15 protein-coding genes are annotated in these 23,665 nt (G+C 54.5%); 2 read left to right on the forward strand and 13 right to left on the reverse strand.

What is annotated here, in order from left to right:
* Nucleotides 1-8: 8 nt before the first annotated feature.
* From mutL to ACO5Z0_RS10220, 8 genes are all read right to left on the reverse strand, one after another.
* Nucleotides 9-1,925: a DNA mismatch repair endonuclease MutL gene (gene mutL, locus ACO5Z0_RS10185; protein WP_485650216.1), complete on the reverse strand. Its 1,917-nt coding sequence runs from the start codon at nucleotides 1,923-1,925 to the stop codon at nucleotides 9-11.
* Nucleotides 1,922-4,507, reverse strand: coding sequence for a DNA mismatch repair protein MutS (mutS, locus tag ACO5Z0_RS10190; RefSeq protein WP_485650217.1), 2,586 nt, complete (start codon nucleotides 4,505-4,507; stop codon nucleotides 1,922-1,924). The genes mutL and mutS overlap by 4 nt, the downstream gene beginning before the upstream one ends.
* 56 nt (nucleotides 4,508-4,563) lie before the next feature.
* Nucleotides 4,564-5,898, reverse strand: coding sequence for a tRNA (N6-isopentenyl adenosine(37)-C2)-methylthiotransferase MiaB (gene miaB, locus ACO5Z0_RS10195; protein WP_485650218.1), 1,335 nt, complete (start codon nucleotides 5,896-5,898; stop codon nucleotides 4,564-4,566).
* Nucleotides 5,899-5,997: 99 nt separating this feature from the next.
* Entirely contained in the window at nucleotides 5,998-9,762 is a 3,765-nt protein-coding gene (locus tag ACO5Z0_RS10200; protein WP_485650219.1) for a PolC-type DNA polymerase III, read from the reverse strand.
* A gap of 9 nt (nucleotides 9,763-9,771) precedes the next feature.
* Nucleotides 9,772-10,410 carry a lytic transglycosylase domain-containing protein gene (locus ACO5Z0_RS10205; protein ID WP_442673012.1) on the reverse strand — a complete coding sequence of 213 codons (639 nt, stop codon included), beginning with the start codon at nucleotides 10,408-10,410 and terminating at the stop codon, nucleotides 9,772-9,774.
* Nucleotides 10,411-10,442: 32 nt separating this feature from the next.
* Nucleotides 10,443-11,876, reverse strand: a complete 1,434-nt coding sequence (gene mutM, locus ACO5Z0_RS10210) for a DNA-formamidopyrimidine glycosylase (protein WP_485650220.1) — start codon at nucleotides 11,874-11,876, stop codon at nucleotides 10,443-10,445.
* A 13-nt stretch (nucleotides 11,877-11,889) separates the two neighbouring features.
* A complete protein-coding gene (gene polA / locus ACO5Z0_RS10215) occupies nucleotides 11,890-14,493 on the reverse strand; it encodes a DNA polymerase I (protein WP_485650221.1) in 2,604 nt (867 codons plus the stop codon).
* A 112-nt stretch (nucleotides 14,494-14,605) separates the two neighbouring features.
* Nucleotides 14,606-15,883: a L,D-transpeptidase gene (locus ACO5Z0_RS10220; RefSeq protein ID WP_485650222.1), complete on the reverse strand. Its 1,278-nt coding sequence runs from the start codon at nucleotides 15,881-15,883 to the stop codon at nucleotides 14,606-14,608.
* A gap of 206 nt (nucleotides 15,884-16,089) precedes the next feature.
* Here ACO5Z0_RS10220 and ACO5Z0_RS10225 point away from each other — a divergent pair, with 206 nt between their 5' ends.
* A complete protein-coding gene (locus tag ACO5Z0_RS10225; protein ID WP_442673851.1) occupies nucleotides 16,090-16,686 on the forward strand; it encodes a hypothetical protein in 597 nt (198 codons plus the stop codon).
* 270 nt (nucleotides 16,687-16,956) lie between these two features.
* Nucleotides 16,957-17,166 carry a hypothetical protein gene (locus ACO5Z0_RS10230; protein WP_006192860.1) on the forward strand — a complete coding sequence of 70 codons (210 nt, stop codon included), beginning with the start codon at nucleotides 16,957-16,959 and terminating at the stop codon, nucleotides 17,164-17,166.
* A 66-nt stretch (nucleotides 17,167-17,232) separates the two neighbouring features.
* Here the strand turns inward: ACO5Z0_RS10230 and aspS are convergent, their stop codons facing one another.
* From aspS to ACO5Z0_RS10255, 5 genes are all read right to left on the reverse strand, one after another.
* Nucleotides 17,233-19,032: an aspartate--tRNA ligase gene (gene aspS, locus ACO5Z0_RS10235; RefSeq protein ID WP_485650223.1), complete on the reverse strand. Its 1,800-nt coding sequence runs from the start codon at nucleotides 19,030-19,032 to the stop codon at nucleotides 17,233-17,235.
* Nucleotides 19,032-20,297 (reverse strand): histidine--tRNA ligase, encoded by a 1,266-nt coding sequence (gene hisS / locus ACO5Z0_RS10240; protein ID WP_485650224.1) that lies wholly within the window; start codon nucleotides 20,295-20,297, stop codon nucleotides 19,032-19,034. The genes aspS and hisS overlap by 1 nt, the downstream gene beginning before the upstream one ends.
* Nucleotides 20,291-21,817, reverse strand: coding sequence for a coproporphyrinogen dehydrogenase HemZ (hemZ, locus tag ACO5Z0_RS10245; protein ID WP_485650225.1), 1,527 nt, complete (start codon nucleotides 21,815-21,817; stop codon nucleotides 20,291-20,293). Before hemZ ends, hisS begins: the two co-directional genes overlap by 7 nt.
* A complete protein-coding gene (locus ACO5Z0_RS10250; protein WP_442676290.1) occupies nucleotides 21,814-22,260 on the reverse strand; it encodes a Fur family transcriptional regulator in 447 nt (148 codons plus the stop codon). Before ACO5Z0_RS10250 ends, hemZ begins: the two co-directional genes overlap by 4 nt.
* A gap of 227 nt (nucleotides 22,261-22,487) precedes the next feature.
* The coding region (locus ACO5Z0_RS10255; protein WP_485650226.1) for a hypothetical protein at nucleotides 22,488-23,665 on the reverse strand (1,178 nt) is incomplete at its 5' end.

A 23,665-nucleotide genomic window follows, 5' to 3' on the forward strand; every position in this document is an offset into this window, starting at 1 on the left:
CGCGCACCTCACGTTCGCTTGAACATCTTCGCCAATTCCTCGCTGCTGAACTTCAAAATCGTCGGCCGTCCATGCGGGCATGTATAGGGACGCGCCGTCCGGGAAAGCTCTTCCAAAACGATGCGCATTTGCCGAAAGTTCAGTTCATCGCCCGACTTGATCGCAGCACGGCACGCCATCGTTGCAAGGCACGCATGACGAATCTCCTGCGCCGTCGTTTCGTGCATATCATAGAGTTTGGCTAGGATCTCACGGACCATATCTTCCGCTTCCGATACGGGAACATCTGCCGGAACTTCCTTCAAACGAAAATCGTGCGCACCGCACGCTTCCATATCGAAGCCCAAGCGGCGGAACAATTCCTGATTTTCCAAAACGAGCGCGGCTTCCCGCGCATCGAACGATAAAATCGGATGGACAAGAAGCTGCTGCGAAGGAATACGCTCCGCCATAGCGGAAAACTTATCGTAAAGGATTCGTTCGTGCGCCGCGTGCTGATCAACGATATAAAGACCGTCTTTGTCCTGCGCAATGATGTAACAGCGATCAACCTGTCCGATCGGCATGATGCTGTCTTGATACATACCGATATTCGCCGCATCGGGCGCCGCTTCCCGTAAAGAATCGCCAGCTGCGCCATAGACCGCATCTCTCGCCTCACACACAACGCTCGTGTCGGCAGCAGCCGTCAGTTCTCCGCCATACGCCGCACGCTCCCCTTGGAGCACAGCCTGCGCTTCGGCAAAACGCATCGCCGGCTCAGATGCTGTATGATAAAGCTCTCCTGCATCCATGATCCCAAACGGAGAACCAAAACCATTCCTCGAAGAACCGTTCCCGTCCGCCGAAACTCTCGGCGCAACGAACTGCATCGGCTCCATGACACAATGACGCTCGGCGTGCTGCACAGATCCCGCCACATGCTCAAGCGTCTGCCCCACAGGACGTATAGCGTCGACGACCGCCTTGTATACGGCTTTGAAGATACGGCCTTCATCTTCGAACTTCATCTCGCTCTTCTGCGGATGGACGTTGACATCAACAGAGCGCTGCGGCACGGTGATATTCAAAACGACCAGGGGGAAACCCGCTTTCGGCAAAAGTGAGTGGTAGGCATTGTCAATCGCCTTGGCAATCGCCTTGTTCGAGATGATGCGGCCATTCACGATGAATGTCTGCCAAGCGCGGCTGCTCTTGAGCATCGAGGGCTTCGTGATGTAGCCCGTGATCTTTATGTCCTCATCTTCAAACGAAAGAGCCAAAAGGGCGTCCGCCGCCTGCGAGCCGTAAATGCTGCGAATGGCGTCAAAAAGCGAACCATTTCCCGGCGTCATCGCTGCAGCTTTATTGTTGTTGATCAGACGAAACGCTATGTCGGGGCAAGAAAGCGCCAGTTTTGTAATGAAGTCGCTGATGCGCCCGCCCTCCGTATGCGTCGTCTTGAGGAACTTTTTGCGTGCGGGCGTATTGAAGAAAAGATCCTCAACCTGTATCGTCGTTCCCAAGCTGCATCCCGTCTCGCCGATTTCCTGCCGAACGCCGCCAACGATACGCACCTCTGTGCCAAGCTCTGCACCCTCCTTGCGCGTTCGCATACGAAAGCGGGAAACGGCGGCGATCGTCGGCAGCGCTTCGCCGCGAAAGCCAAGCGTCCCCAGCGAATAGAGATCGCCGACCTCTCGGATCTTGCTCGTCGCATGACGTTCAATCGCAAGCTTCGCATCCTCCATGCTCATGCCGCAGCCGTTGTCCGTCACGCGCATGAGGCTCGTGCCGCCTGCCATGATTTCCACTTCGATCTTCGTCGCGCCTGCATCAATCGAGTTTTCAACAAGCTCCTTGACGACAGACGCCGGACGCTCTACGACTTCGCCTGCGGCGATCTTGTTGATCGTATTGTCGTCGAGCACATGAATCAAACTCATCGCTTCCCCTCCTCTCCCTTCGCCTGCTGCTGCAGACGGTACAATTCATTCAATGCTTCCAAAGGCGTCATCGCCATGACATCGAGCGACAAAATCGCATCGCTCAAAGATGAGGAGAAAAGCGATCCCATCAAAGAAGCATCCGCCGCCAACTCCGGCCCTTTCACAGGCTTCTGCGACAAAGGAATGCCCGCGCCCCTCTCCATATCGTCCAAGATCTCCTGCGCCCTCTGTGTGACGCTCTTCGGCAGCCCTGCCAAACGCGCCACATGAATGCCGTACGACTTATCCGCGCTGCCCCGGATGATGCGGCGCAGAAAAACGACCTTCGCACCGCGCTCCTTGACCGCGATGCAGCAGTTCTTTATCAGCGCATCTTCCATATCCGTCAATTCGTGATAATGCGTAGCAAACAGCGTCTTTGCATGGATCTTGCCGCGTATATGCTCGACGACGGCGCGCGCGATGCTCATGCCGTCAAAGGTGCTCGTTCCCCTGCCGATTTCATCCAAGATCACAAGGCTGTCCTTCGTGGCATACTTCAAGATCTGCGCGACTTCGTTCATCTCCACCATGAAGGTGCTCTGTCCGCTGACGAGATCATCGCTCGCGCCGATGCGCGTGAAGATGCGATCGACGGGCGACAGCGTCATCTCCTTCGCAGGCACGAAGCTGCCGACCTGCGCCATGAGCGTCAACAGAGCGACTTGGCGCATGTAGGTCGACTTGCCCGCCATATTCGGCCCCGTGATCAGCATGATTTCACAGTCTTTATGGTTCAGTTCGGTATCATTCGGCACAAAGAGATCGTTCGTCAGGATCCGCTCGACGAGCGGATGCCTGCCGTCTTGAATGACGATCCCGCCGCCGACGACGAGCTTAGGACGCACATAGTTGTAATTACTCGCAGCTTCAGCGAGACTTGCGAGCACATCGAGAAGAGCGATATGCTGCGCTGTCTGTTGGATTCGTCCAAGATCTTTCTGGATGATTTCGCGAATTTCTGTGAATAAATGGTACTCGATTTGAACGATCTTCTCCTGCGCACCGAGAATCTTCGTTTCAAACTCTTTAAGCTCTTCCGTGATATAGCGCTCGGCATTCGCCAGCGTCTGTTTTCGGATATAGCGATCGGGCACGAGATCGGCGCCGCTATGGCGCACTTCGATGTAGTAGCCGAACACCTTATTATAACCGATCTTGAGCGTCTTGATGCCCGTCCGATCCTTTTCACGCTCTTCCATCTGCTGCAGCATCTTCTTGCTGTCCTGCGAAATGCGGCGATACTCGTCAAGCTCTTCGTTGTACCTTTCCTTGATGATGCCGCCTTCGCGCAGAGAAATGCCCGGTTCTTCCACAATCGCACGCTCCAAAAGAGCCACGATTTCCTCAAAGAGTTCAACGCCGCTCTCCGCTTCCTGCAAAAGCGGGGCGACTGCAGAGGAAAGCCGCGCCTTTAGCGGCGGCAGCGCACGCAGCGACAGCTTCAGCGCAACGAGATCCCGCGCATTCGCCGTGCCGACTTCGATGCGCGTCAAAAGACGCTCGAAATCAAAGATCTCCTTGCAATGCGCCTGCACGTCCTCGCGCAAAGAAAAATCGGCGGCAAATTCCGCCACACCGTCCAAGCGGCGTTCGATCTTTTCCGGCGCAAGCAGCGGATACTCAAGCCATTTGCGCAAAAGACGGCTGCCCATCGCCGTTTTTGTAAAATCGAGAACGTCGAGCAAGGTATCCTTCTTGCCGCCGTCACGCAGGTTGCGGATAATTTCCAAGTTGCGAAGCGTATAGGTGTCAAGGACGAGATTTTCACTTGCATCGAGATATGTCAAGCGATTGATATGCGAAAGATCCGTCTTGACCGTTTCATGCAAATACTCTAAGAGAACCGCGACCGCCTTTTGTGCAAACTCACGCTTGGGCAGCGAATCTTTATCGAAATGCTGCCGCAGGCGCAGTTTCCAATCGACCGCATTCTCCGTGCGCCGCGTCAAAGCGCACTGCGGCATACGAAGCGCAAGAAACTCATCGAGCGCTTCGCCAAACGACAGCGTCCCCACGAGAATCAGCTCGGGCATCAGCAGGCGATACAGCTCATCAAAGAGCATCTGCCGCGCCGCTTTGCCCTCATAGACGCCGTAGAAACACTCGCCCGTCGATACGTCGGCGCCGGCAAGTGCGATAGCCTCCCCTTCCTCTAAGATCAATGCGATATAGTTGTTCTGCGCATCGTGCAGAGAGGATTCGGACAGCACCGTACCGGGCGTGACAATCTTTATGACTTCACGCTTCGTCAGCCCCTTCGCTTTCGGATCGCCGATCTGCTCGGCAATGGCGACCTTGTACCCCTTGTTGATGAGCTTCGCGATGTAGCTCTCTGCCGCATGATATGGCACACCGCACATCGGCATCTTTTCCTTGTTGCCGATACGGCTCGTCAAAGTCAGCCCCAATTCTCGCGAAACGAGTTTAGCATCATCAAAAAACATTTCATAAAAATCGCCAAGGCGAAAGAACAGTATCTCATCGGGATGATGATTCTTCGTTTCCAAATACTGCTGCATCATCGGTGTGAGCTCCATAAAACCTCCTAAAAGCGCTTTTGAACGAGAAAAGGGCAGCTTATGCCGCCCCCACCCTACTGCAATTCACCTTTGAGCACCCACGTCTGCGGCTGCGTGATGCGCACGCGCACGACGTCACCCTCGGTCTCATTTCCCTGCTTTTGCCACAGCACGATCTTGTTCGTGCCTGTCCTGCCCGTCCAGACGGAGTCATCGGTACGGCTCGGTCCTTCTGCGAGAACTTCCTGCACCGTACCCAGAAGCGCTTCATTCTTCGCCAAGCTGATTTCATTCTGCACTTTCATCAAGCGATGCAAACGCTCCTTCTTGACCGCGTCCGCCACCTGCCCCGCCATCGTCGCCGCCGGCGTGCCCGAGCGCTTCGAGTAGAGGAACGTATAAGCGGCGTCGTAGCGAATCTCTCGCAGAAAATCGAGAAGTTCCGAGAAATCTTCCTCCGTCTCTCCCGGAAAGCCGACGATGAGATCGGTCGTAAGGCTGGCTTCGGGCACGGCGGCACGGATGCGTTCGATAAGCGCACGATAGGGCTCCTTTCGATAGACGCGGTTCATCGCTTTCAAAACCCTGTCAGAGCCATGCTGCACGGGCAAATGGAAATGGGGACAGATATGCCTGCCGTTCTTGACCGCGGCAATGACATCATCGCTGAGATCCTTAGGATGCGACGTCATATAGCGCACGCGTTCAATGCCCTTCACTTCATCGACCATCCGCAGAAGCTCCGCGAAGCTCGCACACCTGTGATCCTTGCCGTAGGAGTTGACATTTTGCCCCAAGAGCGTGATTTCTTTGAACCCCTGCGCAGCTGCCTCTTCCACCTCGCGCACGACGTCTTCGGGCAAGCGGCTGTGCTCGCGGCCGCGCACATACGGTACGATGCAGTAGGTACAGAAATTATTGCAGCCGTACATGATCGGCACCCACGCCGACAAACGACCGGTGCGCTCAATCGGTACATCTTCCGGCAAAGGCGCATCGCCTAAAAATACATCGACAATGCGCCTGCGTCTTTTCGACGCAAGTTCCTCAACCACCGCTTTCAGCTCATGCACCTTGTTTGTGCCGAGTACGAAGTCGATATGCGGCGCACGGCGAAGCAAGGCTTCCCCTTCCTTCTGCGCCATACAGCCTGTGACGCCAAAAATGAGCGCGGGATTCCTGCGCTTGATGTGCTTGATCTCGCCGATCTTCCCATAGACTTTATCTTCCGCCGTCTCGCGTACGCAGCAGGTATTCAGCAGGATGAGATCGGCTCCGGTCATATCGTCCGTACGCTCATAGCCGAGCGTCCCAAGCTGCCCTTCCATACGTTCCGCATCGGAAAGATTCATCTGGCAGCCATAGACGCCGATAAACGCTTTCCTCTTCTGCAAAATACCATTCTCCATGAAAAATCGCCGTACTCCTTACATCCATCAAAACTTGCGTATCATTATATAGTATTTTTCTCAAAATGTCATATTATTAGACGTTGAGAAATCGCCCAACTACATGAAAAGTTCCATCTGGTCGCTCTCATCCATATCGGCAAGGCAGCCGTGCGCCTGCAATATCTCAATGCACGTTTTTGATATGCCCGTGCGCTTCTTGATGTCCTCGATGGAAGTGAAGAGCCCATCCTTTCGCGCCTCGACGATGCTGCGCGCAGCGGAAGCGCCGACGCCGTTCAAGGAAGCGAGCGGCGGCAGAAGCGACTTCTCATGCAGGACGAAGCGCTCCGCTTCGGAAGCGTAGAGATCGACGCGCTCCATAAAGAAGCCTCTAAGGTACATCTCCCAAGCGAGCTGCAAAACGATGATCGTCGCCTTCTCCTTGATGTCCGGCGCCTCCTTCGCTTCCAATGCGTCGAGCTGCTTCTTCACATAATCCTTGCCGCGCGCCACGACATCGGCATCAAATTCCGCCGCGCGAATCGAGAAATACGCCGCATAAAAGGCGAGCGGATAATGCACCTTGCAGTAAGCGATGCGCCATGCCATCATGACGTAGGCGGTCGCATGAGCGCGCGGGAACATGTACTTGATCTTCTGACACGCTTCGATGTACCACTCGGGAATGCCGCCCTCGCGCAGAACTTTCACGACGTCTTCCTTAATCCCCTTGCCCTTTCTGACCGATTCCATCGTCTGAAAGGAAAGAAGCGGGTCGATGCCGCTGTGGATCAAGTACATCATGATGTCGTCACGCGCCGATATGGCCTCGCGCAGGGTGCATTGACCGCTGCGGATGAGATCCTGCGCGTTGCCTAGCCAAACGTCCGTACCATGCGAAAAGCCCGAGATGCGCACAAGGTCGCTGAAGCACGACGGATGCGTGTCGTCGATCATCTGGCGCGTGAAGCCCGTGCGAAACTCAGGGATGCCGAAGGTGCCGGAATTCGCCCCAAGCTCTTTGGGATCAAGCCCCAGAGCCTTCGTCGAAGAAAAGATGCTCAAGGTCGCCGGATCGTCGAACGGGATCGTCTTGGGATCGCGGTGCGTAAGGTCTTCGAGCATCTTGATGACCGTCGGATCGTCGTGCCCGAGAATGTCGAGCTTGACGAGGCGGCTGCTGATCGAGTGATAGTCGAAATGGGTCGTGATCGTCGTCGTATTCTTATCGTCGGCGGGACGCTGGATCGGTGTGAAAAAATGTACGTCCATGTTGCGCGGCACGACCATGATGCCCGCCGGGTGCTGTCCTGTCGTGCGCTTTACGCCCATGCAGCCGGCGGCGAGACTCGCGATGTAGGCATTGTGCTTCTTGACGCCCTTCTCTTCAAAGAACTTCTTCACATAGCCGAACGCCGTCTTGTCCGCAACCGTGGCGATCGTGCCCGCGCGGTAGACGTTGTCCTTGCCGAAAAGCTCTTCCGTATACTTATGCGCCACGGGCTGATATTCACCGGAAAAGTTCAAATCAATATCGGGAACCTTGTCGCCGTCGAAACCGAGAAAGACGGCAAACGGTATATCGTGACCGTCTTTTAGAAGCTCGGTGCCGCAGACGGGGCATTTGCGGCTCGGCAGATCGTAGCCGCAACCGACTGAGCCGTCCTCGACGAACTTGCTGTACTTGCAGTGCGGGCAGCGCCAGTGCGGCGGCAGAGGGTTGACCTCCGTGATGTCTGTCATCGTCGCCACGAAGGAAGAGCCGACTGAGCCGCGCGAACCGACGAGATAGCCGTCGTCGTTCGACTTCTTGACAAGGCGCTGCGCAATGAGATAAAGCACGGAAAAACCATGCCCGATGATCGGCGTAAGCTCCTGCTTCAAGCGCGCCTCGACGACTTCAGGCAAATTTTCGCCGTAGAGGGCGCGCGCCTTGCGGTACGACATATCGCGGATTTCCTCCGCCGCGCCCGGGATCATCGGCGAATAGAGGTCGTCAGGAATCGGCTTGAACCGTTCAATCATATCGCTGATCTTACGCGGATTTGTCACGACCGCTTCGTATGCCGCTTCTTCGCCCAGATAATCGAACTCGGCAAGCATCTCCTCCGTCGTGCGCAAAAAAAGCGGCGGCTGCATCTCTGCATCCTCGAAGCCTTTGCCTTTCATCAAGATGGCGCGATAGATGGAGTCCTCGGGATTGAGGAAATGGACGTCGCATGTAGCGATGAGCATTTTTCCAAGCTTTTTGGCGAGATCCGCCACCTTCATGTTGATGCGGCGCAAGTCCTCATCATCTTTGATATGCGGGAACTTATCGCTGCACACGAGAAATTCATTGTTGCCGATCGGCTGAATCTCCAGATAGTCATAGAAACGCGCTATCTCCAAAAGCTCTTCCTCCGGCTTTTGATCGACGATGGCGCGGATCAGCTCGCCTGCTTCACAGGCAGAACCTACGATGACATCCTCACGATATTCTTCGACGATCTCCTTGGGAAGACGCGGCTGCCGATGCAAGTATTTCAAATGCGAAAGCGATACCATTTGGTAAAGATTGCGCAAGCCGTTCAGATTCTTCGCGAGAAAAATAATATGGTTCGCGTGCTTCTGCTCAAAATCCTCTTGGACGAGATACCCTTCCATCCCATAGATGATCTTGATGTCGAGCTTTGCGGCGGTCTTCGCCGCATCAGGAAACGCCTGTACGACGCCATGATCGGTGATGGCGATGGCAGGCCAGCCCCACGATGCCGCCGTCTTGATCAAAGTTTCTGCCGAAACGACCGCATCCATGCTGCTCATGCGCGTATGCGCATGAAGCTCGATGCGCTTGACCTCCGCCTTATCCTCGCGCTTCGGCTTTTCCACCTTCTGCATCGAATCGACGAAGAGCATGAACTCGTTCTGGAACGTATCAAAGCGAATCGCGCCCTTGACGCGCACGAGCATTCCTTCTTTGACGGAAGCCAGCGCCTTATCGTACGCTTCCTGCTCCTTCTCCTTGAAGAATTTTTTGCAGCTGATGCCATTCGTCGCGTCCGCCAGATCGAAGAGCAGGAGCTTCGTGTTCGTCTTGAACTCCCGTGAGCTGACGCGCCCGATCGTACCTGTCAGGATGACGCTCTTCATTTCACCGTCGGTGTCGTCAATGGCAATCGCTTCTCCCGTAAACTTCTTGCCAAAGATCAAGTCTGCGCCATGTCCCATCGCCCGCGGCACAGACGCTAAGCGATGCGCAGAAGCGGCAGCCGTTTTTTTCGGCTGCGCCGCAGGCGAAGCGGCGGGCGCTTCTTTCTTCTGCCGCAGATTTTCCTCATAGGCGCGATCCTGCGCAAGCTCTCGATCCTCTTCGGGGATGATGTACTCTTCATCGACCGCTTTGTAAGAAACAGCGCAGCGAATCGTCAGCATTTTCTCGATGGCTTTCTGCAAGAGATTCGGCACATCGTGCGCACGCAGGATTTCGCCCGAAAGCTCGCCCTTGACCTCGATGCGCAGATTGGCGCCATCGAAGATGCGCTTCGCCGTTTTGAGCAGATGAAGCACCGAAGGATTGCCGTTCGCAGCAACGAGGCAAAGTTCCTTCCATGCGCGCTCAATCGAGGCTTCGAGATCCAAAATATCTTGATAAAAAACAAGGTGCTCAATATGCGCCTGTTTCTTGATATATTCGCCCACGCGCTCTAAAAGGCTCGTTCGTATAACTTCCTGCGTTTGGAGCAGGATCTCCCAAGAATTTCCTTCCAGAGAGACTTCCACATGCTTGACGACGGCGGCAAAAAATATTTTCTGCTCCGCTTGCGTAAGCTCGATGCCTTGCGTCAGTTCGCGCAGGATATTTCGTTTTTCCGGAACAATACACAACTTCTTCTGCATCATACGCCTCGCTTACTCTGCTCCCTCGCCGTAAAGCTCCAAGTACTTTCGGCGGTTCTTCAAAACGCTCGATACATAGACGCGCGTTTCTTCGTATGGGATGGCAGAAACCTCGTGAAAATCCATGCCCCAATGCTTTTCATCCATCCACTCGTGCACGTTGCCGCGTCCGGCGTTGTACGCCGCCAACGCCAGCACCTCGTTGCCGCCGAACTCTTCTTCCAGCGATGCGATGTACCATGTGCCGTACTCGATGTTCTTCTGCGGCTCGTGAAGCTCTCCTAAGTTATACTCCTTGTCGTTGATCTGCTCAGAAATCCACATCGCCGTTTCCGGCATCAGCTGCATCAAGCCGACAGCCCCGCGATGCGACTTCGCTTCATTCTGAAACTTGCTTTCCGAAAGGATCATACCTGCTATAAGAGCGCTGTCCACATGATACTTCTCAGCGTAATGCTCAACGACGGACCGATACGGATAAGGATAGAGATACTGCCGCTGCATGGACTCCAACTGCATGGCGAAAAAAAAGGAAAATGCCATACACAAAATGACAACGCCAAGAAAAAACGCAGCAAAGCGACGATTCGTTTCCTGTCGCTTCTGCCTGACGCGCCTGTGAAAATCATCACCCGTCCGCTCGTGCAACATCGCACCTCCCGTCTCACATTCTGCGGCACAAGTCAAAGCGACTGCAGCTCTTCCCAAGCCTCCGTCACCTGTGCCGCCATTTCTTTTAACGTCCCGTCATTTTCAATGATGCAGTCAGCGCGTCGCCGCTTCTCACGCAGCGGGAACTGCGAACGTATCCTCGCCTTTGCCGCCTCTTTTGTATAGCCGTTGCGCTTCATCAAGCGGGCAATCTGAACGTCCTCGGATACATAGACGAGCCAGATCCTATCCACCATGCGATTCCATTCCGCTTCAAAAAGCAGCGGCACATCAAGAAAGAGGATGCGCTCTCCTTTTTTTTCAAAGGCGGCGATTTTCTTTTTCACAGCTTCAGCGATCAGAGGGTGCGCCGCACCATCAATCCAACGCCTTTCCTCCGGATCGGAAAACACGCAGGCTGCAATTTTCTCGCGGCAAAGGCAGCCGTTCTCATCCAATATCGTTTTGCCGAAATGCTCCAAATAAATTTTCCAAAGAGGCTGATGCGGCTTTGCCAAAGCATGTGCGATCTTATCGGTATCTATGACCTTGGCGCCGAGTTTGAGCAATCGGCGACTGACCGTGCTCTTGCCGCTCGCGATGCCGCCGGTCAGACCGACGAGCATCGCCTTGCCGTCATGCAGCGGTTGACAATGCGGACAAAAGCGCGTGCCGCGCCCGACGACACGGATTTTTTCAATCGCCGTACCGCAGACGAGACACGGCTCCCCCTCGCGATGATAGACGCGCAGCTTCTGTTGATGGAAGCCTTCCCTGCCTTCGCCGTTCACATAGTCGCGAAATGTCGTGCCGCCGTCTGCAATGCCCTCGGCGATCACTTGATTGACCGCCCGATGCAGGCGGAATATCTCATCGCGGTTCAAACTGCGAGCTTCGCGCAGCGGATGGATCCCCGCAAAAAACAATGCCTCATCGACATAGATATTGCCAAGACCCGCCACTTTCTCCTGATCGAGCAGAAAGCCCTTGATGCGCTGTCCGCATTTCTGCAAAGCTGTGCGCAAATAGAGCGTCCGAAAACCTTCCGTCAAAGGCTCCGGCCCCATGCGCAAAAGGGCTGGAAAACGCTCCCGCTCCTTTGCACTCAGCAGATGAATCTCCCCGAATGTCCGCACATCTTCAAAAAAGAGCCAGCCGCCATCGTCGAGTTGAAAGATGGTTCGCACATGTTTGCCGTACGGCGTGCGAAACCTGCGCCAATAGAAGCGTCCCGTCATGCGAAGGTGCAGCAAAAGCGTATCGCCGCTCGCCAAGAGCAGCATCAGATACTTGCCGCGCCGATCTAAGCGCAAAATCTCCTGCCCACGCACGCGGGAACAAAACTCCGGCACAAGAAGATGCTTTATCGTGCGCGGCAAAAGCACCTCAACATCTGCGATTTTTCGCCCCACCGCATATTTTCCCAGAGAACGCCGTATGGTTTCAACTTCCGGAAGCTCCGGCATTCTTCTCATCCCCCTATTTGGCTGCCGCCCAATTCTTGCCCGTATGAACATCGACGAGAAGCGGCACCGATAACTGCACGACGTTTTCCATAGCGCCGCGCACAAGCGCCGCGACCTGCGTCTCTTCGTCCTTCATGATTTCCAGCACCAGCTCATCGTGCACCTGCAGCAAGATGCGGCTCTTTAGCCCTTGCTCCTTGAGCGCGTGATACGTCTTGATCATCGCGAGCTTGATGATGTCGGCGGCAGAGCCTTGAATCGGCGTATTCATCGCCATGCGCTCCGCCAAAGTCCGTTGGTTGTAATTGCTGCTTTTGATGGCAGGCAGATCGCGCCGCCTGCCGAAAATCGTCGTAACGAAGCCGTCGCGGTGCGCTTTCTCCACGGTTTCATCAATAAATTTTTTCACGCCGCTGCATTTTTCAAAATAGCTTGTGATATAATCGGCGGCTTCCTGCCGCGAAATATGAAGATCCTTGGCAAGCCCATAGTCGCTGATGCCGTAGACGATGCCGAAGTTCACCGCTTTTGCCTTGCGGCGCAGATCGGGCGTAACATCATCGAGCGGTACGCCGAATACCTCCGACGCTGTCCTTGCATGAATATCCTGGTCGTGCAAAAATGCCTCAAGAAAATTCCTATCCTGTGACAAATGCGCCAAAATGCGCAGCTCAATCTGCGAATAATCGACAGATAACAGCGCGTCGTAGCCGTCGCTCGGTTCGAAAAGCGCCCGAATCTGCCGTCCCTCTTCCGTGCGCACGGGGATGTTTTGCAGGTTCGGCTCCGAACTGCTCAAGCGCCCCGTCGCCGTGACCATCTGATTGAACCTCGTATGAACGCGCTGCGTCTTAGGAGAAATCAACGCCTCCATACTCTCCAGGTACGTCGACTGCAGCTTCATCCAAAAGCGGTACGAAAGAATCTTTTCAAGAATCGGATGGTCAAAACGCATGGCTTCAAGGACTTCGGCGTTCGTGGAGTAGCCCGTCTTCGTCTTTTTCGTCCCCGGCGGCGGCGATAAGGAGAGCCGTTCGAAAAGCACAGATGAAAGCTGTTTGGGCGAGTTGATATTGAACGCACCCTTCGCCAAATCGTAAATTTCCTCGGTCAAAGCGGCAAGATGCTGCGCAATCTCCTCGGATTTTTCATGCAAAGAAGCGCGATTGACATGGATGCCCGCCTGCTCCATCGCTGCAAGCACTTCCACGAGCGGCAGTTCCATCGTTTCATAGAGAGCGGCAAGCGCATATTCTTCCAACCGCTTTTTCAACACAGGATAGAGCTTTTCCAAAAACACACTGCGCCATGCCGCGCCCTCCGCTCCTTCTCGCTGCGCATCGGAAGCATTGGCAGCGGAAAGATATGTGCCGACAAGACTCGTCATATCGTATGATGCAGCGGCGGGCATCAAAAGATACGATGCAAGCGACGCATCGAAGCAGGCAGCGCCGAAATTCATGCCGCAATGAAGAAACGGCTTAGATTCATGAACGACCTTTCGGATCTTCTCATTCTTAAAAAGCGCTGAAAAAGCCGAGAGATCCTGCGCCTCTGCAAGCAATGTGATCCCGCCGGCGCACAAAACGAAATGCGCCGCTTTCATGTCCGGCGCCTTTCCCGCAAAACAGGCAGAAACAGAAAAAAAGCCTTGCTCCTGCGCCTGTTCGATGAACGTCTCCTTCGCCGCTTCATCGTCCATCGTGTGCAGAGCAATATCCTTCGCCGCCGACGCCTCCGCCGTATGCCCCGCACCGAAGGAAGCAAACGCCTCGGACAGCGACTTCATATTGTATTTATGGAAAAATGCCTGCAAAGCCTCTCTCTTTGGCTGCACCTCGTAAGACTGCGGTTCGAACGGCAAAGGCATATCGCAGCAAATCGTCGCCAATGTTTTGGACAGGAACGCTTTCTCCCGATTCGCCAAGAGGTTTTCCCTGAGCTTCTTGCCCGTAATCTCCGCTGTATGCTCATAGACGCCCTCTAAGGAACCGTAATCTATGAGGAGCTTCTTTGCCGTTTTCGGACCGACGCCCGGCACGCCCGGAATATTGTCCGAAACATCGCCCATCAACCCCTTCATATCAATGAGCCGCTTCGGCGGAAAACCGTATTCTTCTGCGAACAACTTTTCATCGTAAACCAAAAGATCCGTCATGCCCTTGCGCGTGAAGAGCACGCGCACGTTCTGCTGCACGAGCTGCAGAGCGTCGCGGTCGCCCGTCACAACGAAGATGTCCATGCCTTCCTCAGCCGCCCTTACCGAAAGCGTCCCCAATATATCGTCCGCCTCATATCCCTGCTGCTCAATCAAAGGCACGCCCAAAGCGGCAAGAAACTCATGCAGCAGGGGAATTTGGCTCGAAAGCTCAGGCGGCGTAGGCTTGCGCGTGCCTTTGTATTCCGCGAACATTTCGTTGCGAAAGGTCTTTTTCCCTTTATCAAACGCCACGACAAGATAGTCCGGCGCATACTCCTGCAGCAATTTCTGCAGCATGGTCGCAAAACCGTAGACGGCATTCGTATACGACCCGTCCGCCGCCTGCAGCAGCGGCAGCGCGTAAAACGCACGGTATAAAAGGCTGCTGCCATCAACAAGAATCAATCGTTTGCTCAACCAGATTCACCTCATCATCCAGCGATATGAATTTACTTTGACCATCCATGCGTCAAGCCCGAAGGGCGCAGACCGATTGGCTGGGCTTCTGTGCGTGCAGTTTCCTCAAAAATTACGGATTCACCCCCGCGCTTCCGCTTGTCGTCGGATTTGAGGCTGTCGTCTGTCCTTCGCGATAGATGCGCGTCGTGGCTGCTGCGACGGGACGCCGCTCCTGCACCTTGTCGTTCACGCCCGCCTCTTTGCCGGATTTCACGCCATCCGCATCGACAGGATTTGTCGCAGAAGTCTCTGCTGCTTTCGGCGGCTCGGCAGTCGCTTCTTCCAACGATGTCAACTCGTAGACGCCGCGTCTGCTCAATCCGCCCTGCAGCCGGAAGAGCACACCGACATCCTCCGCATTGAAGAAGATTGTCCCTTTCTTTTCATAGCCGATCGCCTTGCCGTACTTCGTTCCCAACGTAGCTGATTTAGAATCCCACGTCACGAGCACCTTCATCTGCTCTGCAATCTTTCCCGCCGGAAGATACACGATATCATCTTTGATGAGAGCCTTATCCTTCATGAATTTCCCGTTGACAGATAAGTTATATGCTCTCGCGACATACGTAGGCTGTCCGTCGGACAACTGAATTTTTTTCTCTATATCCTCGTCCGATTCAAAACTCTCCACGCCGTAGCCGGCAAGCCACCTCGTCACCGTTTCTACATCAAGCGGCTGATAACCGTAGCCATCCGGATAGATGTAGTACACGATCATATTATCCTTGATCTTGTCAATCACGATGCGCTGATACATAATCTCCACCGGCGTACCGACATTCACATAGTCATAAACTTCCTCGACATCAGCTTCTCTCATGCGTATGCAGCCGTTCGAAACAAAGCTGCCGATCGATTCAGGATGATTCGTCCCGTGGATGCCGTAATTGCCCCAGACCTGCATCCAGCGATACCCCAGAGGATTGTATTCTCCTGAAGGGATCGTGTTTTTAGAATCTCCCGGATCGACCCATGTAGGATTTTCTTCCTTCGTTAAAACGGAAAAATAACCGACGGGCGTCGGCGTGGAAAGTTTCCCCAAGGCTACGGGATACAGGCGAATCTTTTCGTTATTTTTATAAAGACTCAAGGAGCGTGCAGCTATATTGATGACGATCTTATACGGATCTTCGGCTTTGACCGACGCTGCATTAGAAGCGGCGTCCGCAGAGGACTTTGCCTGAACACTCTGCGGCTGTCCTTCCGCCTGCGCCGCGTTCTTCTCGGACACATCCTTGATCCACGCACCGTAAGGCGAGCCCTGTTCCTTCTCTGCCGCCTGCCCCCAGCCGGACAGCCCGCCAAACAACGAAAGACAGACAAAAAAAGCTGTAACTTGCTTGAACATCATTACATCGTCCTTTTCTCCAAAATCTCTTTTACAAAGATGTTTTCATTATAGCACAACCGCTCTCCTTTTTCACTGCCGCACAGCAAATCCTTTACAGAAACCAAGTGCAGAATTTTTCCCTTTTGTAAGAAATGGTACGACATTTTTTCTGCGAAGAATGTAGTATAATGGTACTGTTCACTTTTTTTACGGAGGTATGAGATATGAGCGCATTTTTAGGGCCGATTCATTTCCGCATGTATCAGAAGATCCAATCACAGGAAGCTCTGACGAAAGCGATTGCCGAACTCGCCGCTGAAAAAGGCTGGCTGAGTAAAGACGAAGCAGCCGCCCACGTCAAGGAAGAATCCCGTCCGCTCGAAGAAATCATTGATTTGTCGAACATCCACGCTTGGCTTCTCGGACAAATCGAAGATGCAGAATCCCGCTACGCCGATCTCGTGACCAAGATCTTGGCGGCGGATGCGGCACGCATGGACGACGTGAAGAAGGCTGCGTTCGCCTTTGGCAGCGAAAACGCCGTGGCAGAATCGCGCCCCAGCGCCTTATTCAGCGCTATGGATCAAATCCGACTTGACGGTATGCCCTGCGACGGCGCCTGTGTCGTGACGGATTCTTCCGACGAACATTTCACATGGGAGCTGCGCCTTGACGTACACCGCGCTTTCTGGAAGGAAGTCGGCGGCGATCCTGCGCATTATTACACGCTGCGCAATGAATTATTCGCAGGCTTCCTTTCCAAATCGAATCAGCGCATCGTGACGGAGGACGGTCGCACCTATCATTTTGCCGCGAAATAGTCTGCCTTAAGAATCGCTGATAAATTCAGCCCTGCCATCTTGGCGCATCTTTTCCGCCCTAGCCGCATCCGACTTTTCTTTTCCTTGACGGGACGAAAAATCCACGCCGATTTGAAAGACTTCATTTTATCCGCGCTTCCTTTACAATCAATCAAAATGATGTATAATATAAGGTATAATTATGGAATCGCTGATAAATTCAACCCCTCATCTACACAAGCTGAGCGACTTCGTTTTATCCGCGCTTCCTTTAGAAAGAGGTGACTTATTTTGACAGAGCAAGAATTGGAGAAGCTGGTCGAGGCGAAATTTGCTGAAGCGGACAAGGCTTTCGAGGATCGTCCGAAGAAGTTCTTCATCACGCAGAACGGCCGCGGCGTCGTCGATGGCGGCGAGCTCTACAACAAGGTCTACACCGATGTTCTGCGCGTTGCGCAGCAGGCTTGCACGGCGATCTTGAAGGAAGCGCTCAAGAAATAAGCCGAACATAAAAAATCCCCATGCAGAAGCATGGGGATTTTTTATGTTCGGCGGCGCATCGACCGCTTACTTCTTCTCTTCCTTCTTGACTGCCGTCGAGCGCACGGAAAGCTCTCGGAGCTGCTTGGCATCGACTTCGGACGGCGCCTGCGACATCACATCCGAGGCGCTCTGCGTCTTGGGGAACGCGATGACGTCGCGGATCGAGCGGCGCTTTGCCATAAGCATGACGAGGCGATCAAGACCGAAGGCGATGCCGCCGTGCGGCGGCGTGCCGTATGCAAAAGCGTCCATCATGAAGCCGAACTTCTGACGCGCCTCTTCTTCTGTCAAGCCGATGGCTTCAAAGACCTTTTCCTGCAAATCTCCCTGATAGATGCGCAGGCTGCCGCCGCCGATTTCGACGCCGTTCAGAACCATGTCGTAGGCATTCGCCTTGACCCTGCCGGGATCGGATGTCAAGTATTCAACATCCTCGCGGCGCGGCGCGGTGAACGGATGGTGCATCGCTTTCCAGCGCTTTTCTTCCTCGTTGTATTCGAACATCGGGAAGTCCGTGACCCAGAGGAAATTCAGCGCATCGGCGTCAATGAGATTTCTGCGGCGCGCCATCTCAAGACGCAGTTCGCCGAGCGCCTGCGCGACGACGAGCGGCTTGTCCGCGATGACGAGCAGGAGATCACCCGTCTTGGCATGGCAGGCTGCCTTGATCTTCTCGAAAACCTCGTCGGCATAGAACTTCTTGAACGGCGACTTCACGCCCTCGTCCGTGTACTGAATCCATGCGAGACCCTTCGCGCCGTAGCCCTGCACATACTGCACGAGACCGTCCAGCTCGCGGCGCGGGATGTTCGCATAGTCCTCGACGTTGATGACCTTGACCTGTCCGCCGTTTTCAAGAACGGATGCGAATACCTTGAAGTCCGAACCCTTGACGTACTCCGAGATGTCCATTAGCTCCATGCCGAAGCGAAGATCAGGCTTATCCGAGCCGAAACGCTCCATCGCCTCGTCCCACTTCATCCGCAGGAACGGCGTTTTGAGCTTGACGCCCAAAGTCTTATCGAAAAGCTCTGCGACGAGACCTTCCATCAACTCCAAAATATCGTCCTCATCGAGGAAGGATGTTTCGATATCCAGCTGCGTGAACTCCGGCTGACGATCCGCACGCAGATCTTCGTCGCGGAAGCAGCGCACGATCTGGAAATACTTCTCGAAGCCTGCAACCATGAGGATCTGCTTGAAGATCTGCGGCGACTGCGGCAGCGCATAGAACTTGCCGGGATTCAAGCGGCTTGGTACGAGGAAGTCGCGTGCGCCCTCGGGCGTGCTCTTGCAGAGCATAGGCGTTTCGATTTCAATGAATTCGTGACGGTCAAGGAAGTCGCGCATGATCTTCGTCACGCGATGGCGCAGCATGAGATTCGCCTGCATCTCGGGGCGGCGCAGGTCAAGATAGCGATACTTGAGGCGCAGCATCTCATCGACGTCAATATCGTCTTGAATATAGAAAGGCGGCGTCTTTGCCGTGTTCAAAATGCGCAGTTCCTCGCAGACGACTTCGATCTTACCCGTCTCAATATTCGGATTGACCGTATCCGCAGAGCGCGCACGCACCTTGCCGCGCACACCGATGACAAACTCGCTGCGCAAAGTCTCCGCCTTGTGGAACGCATCTTTTCCCATCGCCGCCTCATCATAGACGACCTGCACGAAGCCGGAGCGATCCCGCATATCGACGAAAATCAGCCCGCCGTGATCTCTTCTCCGCGACACCCAGCCCGAGAGTACAATCTCCGCACCGACGTCGCCCTCGCGCAATTCACCACAGTGGCGCGTCCTCTTCATACCTGCCAATGTTTCCATCAATTCTTCACCTCAACACATATTGCAGAAACCAGATCGCACAAAGCGACTTTTTTCTGCTCGCTCGTATTCATATCCTTCAAGAGGGCAGACGCCTCTTTGACCTCGTCTTCACCCAAGATCGCCACGAAGCGGGCATTTTTCTTGTTCGCCTGCTTCATCTGCGCCTTCATACTGCGCCCCGCGAAATCCATGCCGGCGGTGAGCTTTGCCGCACGAAGATCCTGCAGGATCTTAAACGCAGGCAATTTCGCAGCCTCGCCCAAGGCGACGACGAATACATCCACGCTTTCCGGCGCTTCGTGCAAAAGCCCCTGCTTCTCAAGCGCAAGCAATACGCGCTCAAGTCCCACAGCGAAGCCGATGCCCGGCGTCGGCGGTCCGCCGACTTCCTCAACCAGCCCGTCGTAGCGCCCGCCGCCCGCAACGGCGCTCTGCGCTCCGAGCGGCGTGTACTTGACCTCGAACGCCGTCTTGGTGTAGTAGTCCAAGCCGCGCACAAGATTCGCGTCCAGCTCGAAGGAAACGCCCGCCGCCGCAAGATACGACTGCACCTCAGCGAAATGCGTGCGGCACTCGTCGCAAAGGCAGTCCGTGATACGCGGCGCACCTTCAGAGAGCGCATGACAATGCTCATGCTTGCAATCCAAAAGGCGCAGCGGATTGCGCTCGAAGCGCGACTGACAATCCCCGCAAAGCTCGCCGAGATGCGGACGGAAGAACTCCTGCAGCTTCTCGCGATAGACGGGGCGGCACTTTGGGCAGCCCACGGAGTTGAGATGCAGCTTGAGTTCCTGCAAGCCGAGCGCACGCAGAAATTCGACGGCGAGCAGTACGATCTCAGCATCGACAGCGGGATTCTCTTCGCCCAAAGCCTCGACGCCGAATTGATGAAACTCACGGTAACGCCCCGCCTGCGGCCGATCATAGCGAAACATCGAACCGATGTAGAAGAGCTTCGCGAGCGCATCGCCAACATAGAGTTTGTTTTGCAGATAGGATCGCACGACCGATGCCGTATTCTCCGGTCGCAGCGTAAGACTTCGGTCGCCGCGATCGGTGAACGTATACATCTCCTTTTCCACGACATCGGTCGTTTCTCCGATGCCGCGCAGGAAAAGCTCCGTATGCTCGAAGATCGGCGTTCTGATCTCGCGATAGCCGTAGCGTGCGCATAATTCGCGAATCACCTGCTCCACATGCGTCCATTGTGCGACCGTATCGGGCAAAATATCCTTCGTGCCGCGCGGTCCGTTGATCAACACGTTGCTTCATCCTCCCCATCTCCATACGCCTCTTGTAAAAGAGCCGCCCGCTTCGCTATGTAGGCGTCTATATCGCGTACATAAGTATGAAAATCCTTGGCGTTGAACGACGCCTTGAGCCTCTTCGTGCGGAAATTCATGATCTTGCTCGTCGCGGCGCAGCCGATGCCCAAGATCGTCTGATTCTCGTCCATGATCTGGATATTATACATGCTCTCAGCACCCGGACGTGCACAGCCGACGTTTTCAAGCTGCCCGCTCATATAGCCCTGCCGATAGAGATAATACGGCAAAAATCCTGCACCCGCTACGCGCTCCATCGCCGTTTGAAACATCGCCTGCACTTCGGCATCGTCGGGAAGCTCATATTCCTCCAAGTGCATCTTGAGCTTTGAACCACGTTTTAAAGCGAGTGAATGAAGCGTCACATCGTCGGGACGGAGTGCGAGAACCTTCGTCATCGTATCGGCGACATCGGCTCGCGTTTCCCCCGGCAAGCCCAAGATGACATCCATATTGATGGAGAACTCCCCCGTTTCGCGCAGCAGGCAAAACATCCGGACGATGTCTTCGGGCGTATGCGCCCTGCCGATGCGCCGAAGCGTACGCTGCTGCATCGTCTGCGGGTTCACGCTGACGCGGCTCACACGGTGCCTCTTCATTGCGAGCGCCTTATCCGGCGTCATCGTATCGGGGCGTCCCGCCTCCACGGTAAATTCGCCCGTATGCTCGCCATAAAACGCATCCTCCACGAGCGAAAGCATACGCGCAAAATCGGCGTTGCTGAGACTCGTAGGCGTGCCGCCGCCGATATAGATGCTCTGCACCTTCAGTCGATGGCGCTCGATTTCCCGCTTCGCTGCCGCAAGATCCTTATCCCAAGCGGCAAAAAATGCGGCAAGCTGCTCGTCATTCGGCAGAATATAGGCAGGAAATGAGCAGTAAAGACAACGTGAACGACAGAAAGGTATGCCGATGTAAACGCTGATCGTCCGCTCGTCCGACGTCTTGAGAAACGGACGCTGACGAAACGCCATCGCCGTCATGTACGAAGCCTTTTCCAACGAAACTTCGTAGTCCTCTAAGAGCCGCGCGACTATCTCCTCTTGCGTAAACCCCGCTTCAATGAAGCGATGTACGATCTTCGTCGGACGAACGCCATGCAGGATTCCCCATGCTGCCGCAGGCATCGCAAAATGGACGCGAAAAAGACGGTAGAGGTTGAGCTTGACGAGACGATGGACTGCCGCCATCGCCTTCTCGTCCTGCCTTGCGACGCCGCTTAACGAAAAGCGCCGCTCCTCCCCCGTCTCCTCCTCAGCAAAAAGCTCCGTATGAACCGTCGGTACAGGCTCCATGACGATCTCATGCCGCACGGAAAGCACGGCGAAATCCGCTCGCTCACCGCCTGTTCCTTCCTCATTTTCCAACACCCGGATCTTGAAAAGCTCCAAGAGTTCGCGTACGAGTTTTACGATAACCTCTTCCCTGCGGTCGAGCAAGAAACGTCGAACGATCAATGCTTGCGGCACTCCTTGCAATAGCCGAACATCTTGACTTGGTGATCTTCGATCTCAAAATCACATTGGGCGGCGACCTTTTCTTCAAGATTTTCCAACAGATCCTCAGAAAATTCCGTGACCTTGCCGCACTTCAGGCAAATCAAGTGATGATGCTGATGCTCACCGGGATTCAAGTCGGAAATCTCGTAGCGGCTGCAGCCGTCTCCGAACTCCATCTTCTGGAGAAGCCCCAGCTCAACGAGAAGTTCCAAACTGCGATACACGGTCGCCAAGCCAATCTCCGAATGATTAGCGCGCAGGATTCCATGCACATCCTCCGCACTGATATGCTGGCCGGGACGATCCATGAAAACCTGCAGAACGATCTGACGCTGCGGCGTCATCTTATGCTGGCGTTCCTGCAATCTTTTTCTCAGATCCTCCATCGTTATTTTAGCCATGACCATACTCCTTTACAATTCTTTGCAACAAGACGCACAGATGCAGAAAATGAGCGCACCTGCCAATTTACAGTCTTTACAACATATTGTAGCAAAAAGTACCAAAGAATACAAACATTTATTCAAGACATTCAAGATTCACAGAAAAAAATCCATGATAGGAAGCGCTGATAAATCGAAGAGCTGTCGCACAAGATTCATGTGCGACAGCTCCGCCATTTTAACAATCACGCGTCTTCGTCTATAGCGACCGCCTTTTTCCCCGCTCCTTTTGCCTGAATAATCTCCGCAAATGTTAGCTCCCACGGACGCAGATCAATGAACGACCCTGCATCCGGAGAATCATAGCGACGCCAATACGTTTCAAACAAGCTGCCAACTTCAGCGGCTCCCAGCCAGCCAACAGCTCGCCGCGTCTGATCTCCTGCGAGCAGAAGGTCGAGGATCGTCGGAGCCTCAAAATGGTCGATTTCCTGATGCAGTGAGAAGATGGTGATCAGCTCGCTGGCTCTAAGTACGTTTGCACGTACCTTCGCCTGCCTTGAGAGATCCAAGATCGTCAGCCGACGACCGCCGTCTATAACCCCAAGTTCCATGCCGCCATGACGATTCAGGAAATGTGCTGCTTGTCCGGCGGTCAACTGACGGGTAAAGATATCTCCCCAGCCTGTATGACGAACGCGGGCGGTATTTCCCACCTGCATCGTATCCAGATGAATGTCGCCAACGCCGGCATGATGCACAAACCCGTAGTGCTGCGCGTACACGTTATCCGCTCGAATATCTCCCTTGCCTCTATGCAAGGCTTGGAAACTGCCCGCTTTGATGTCACGCAGCGTTATGTTGCCGCTGCCGCCGGTCTGCAAAGCTCTGAGCCAACCGCCCGCTTTCAGCGTTTCCTTCGCCGTCAGATTGTTTGCTGCCGTCAGCGTCAAATTATTTCCAGCCGTGACCTTCTTCTGCGTCGTGACATCGCCGCCCGTCAGCGTCATATTCTGCCCTGCCGAGAGTTCATCTGCCGTCGTCAGCTTATTCTGCGCCGTCATCGTCAGATTGCTTCCAGCCGCAGCCTTCTTCTGCGTCGTGACGTCGCCGCCCGTCAGCGTCATATTCTGCCCTGCCGAAAGTTCGTCTGCCGTCGTCAGCTTATTCTGCGCCGTCATCGTCAGATTGCTTCCAGCCGCAGCCTTCTTCTGCGTCGTGACATCGCCGCCCGTCAGCGTCATATTCTGCCCTGCCGAAAGTTCGTCTGCCGTCGTCAGCTTATTCGTCGCCGTCATCGTCAGATCTTTTTCAGCCTTGACCTTCTTCTGCGTCGTGACATCGCCGCCCGTCAGCGTCATATTCTGCCCTGCCGAAAGTTCGTCTGCCGTCGTCAGCTTATTCGTCGCCGTCATCGTCAGAT

It is taken from the genome of Selenomonas sp., assembly GCF_057272215.1.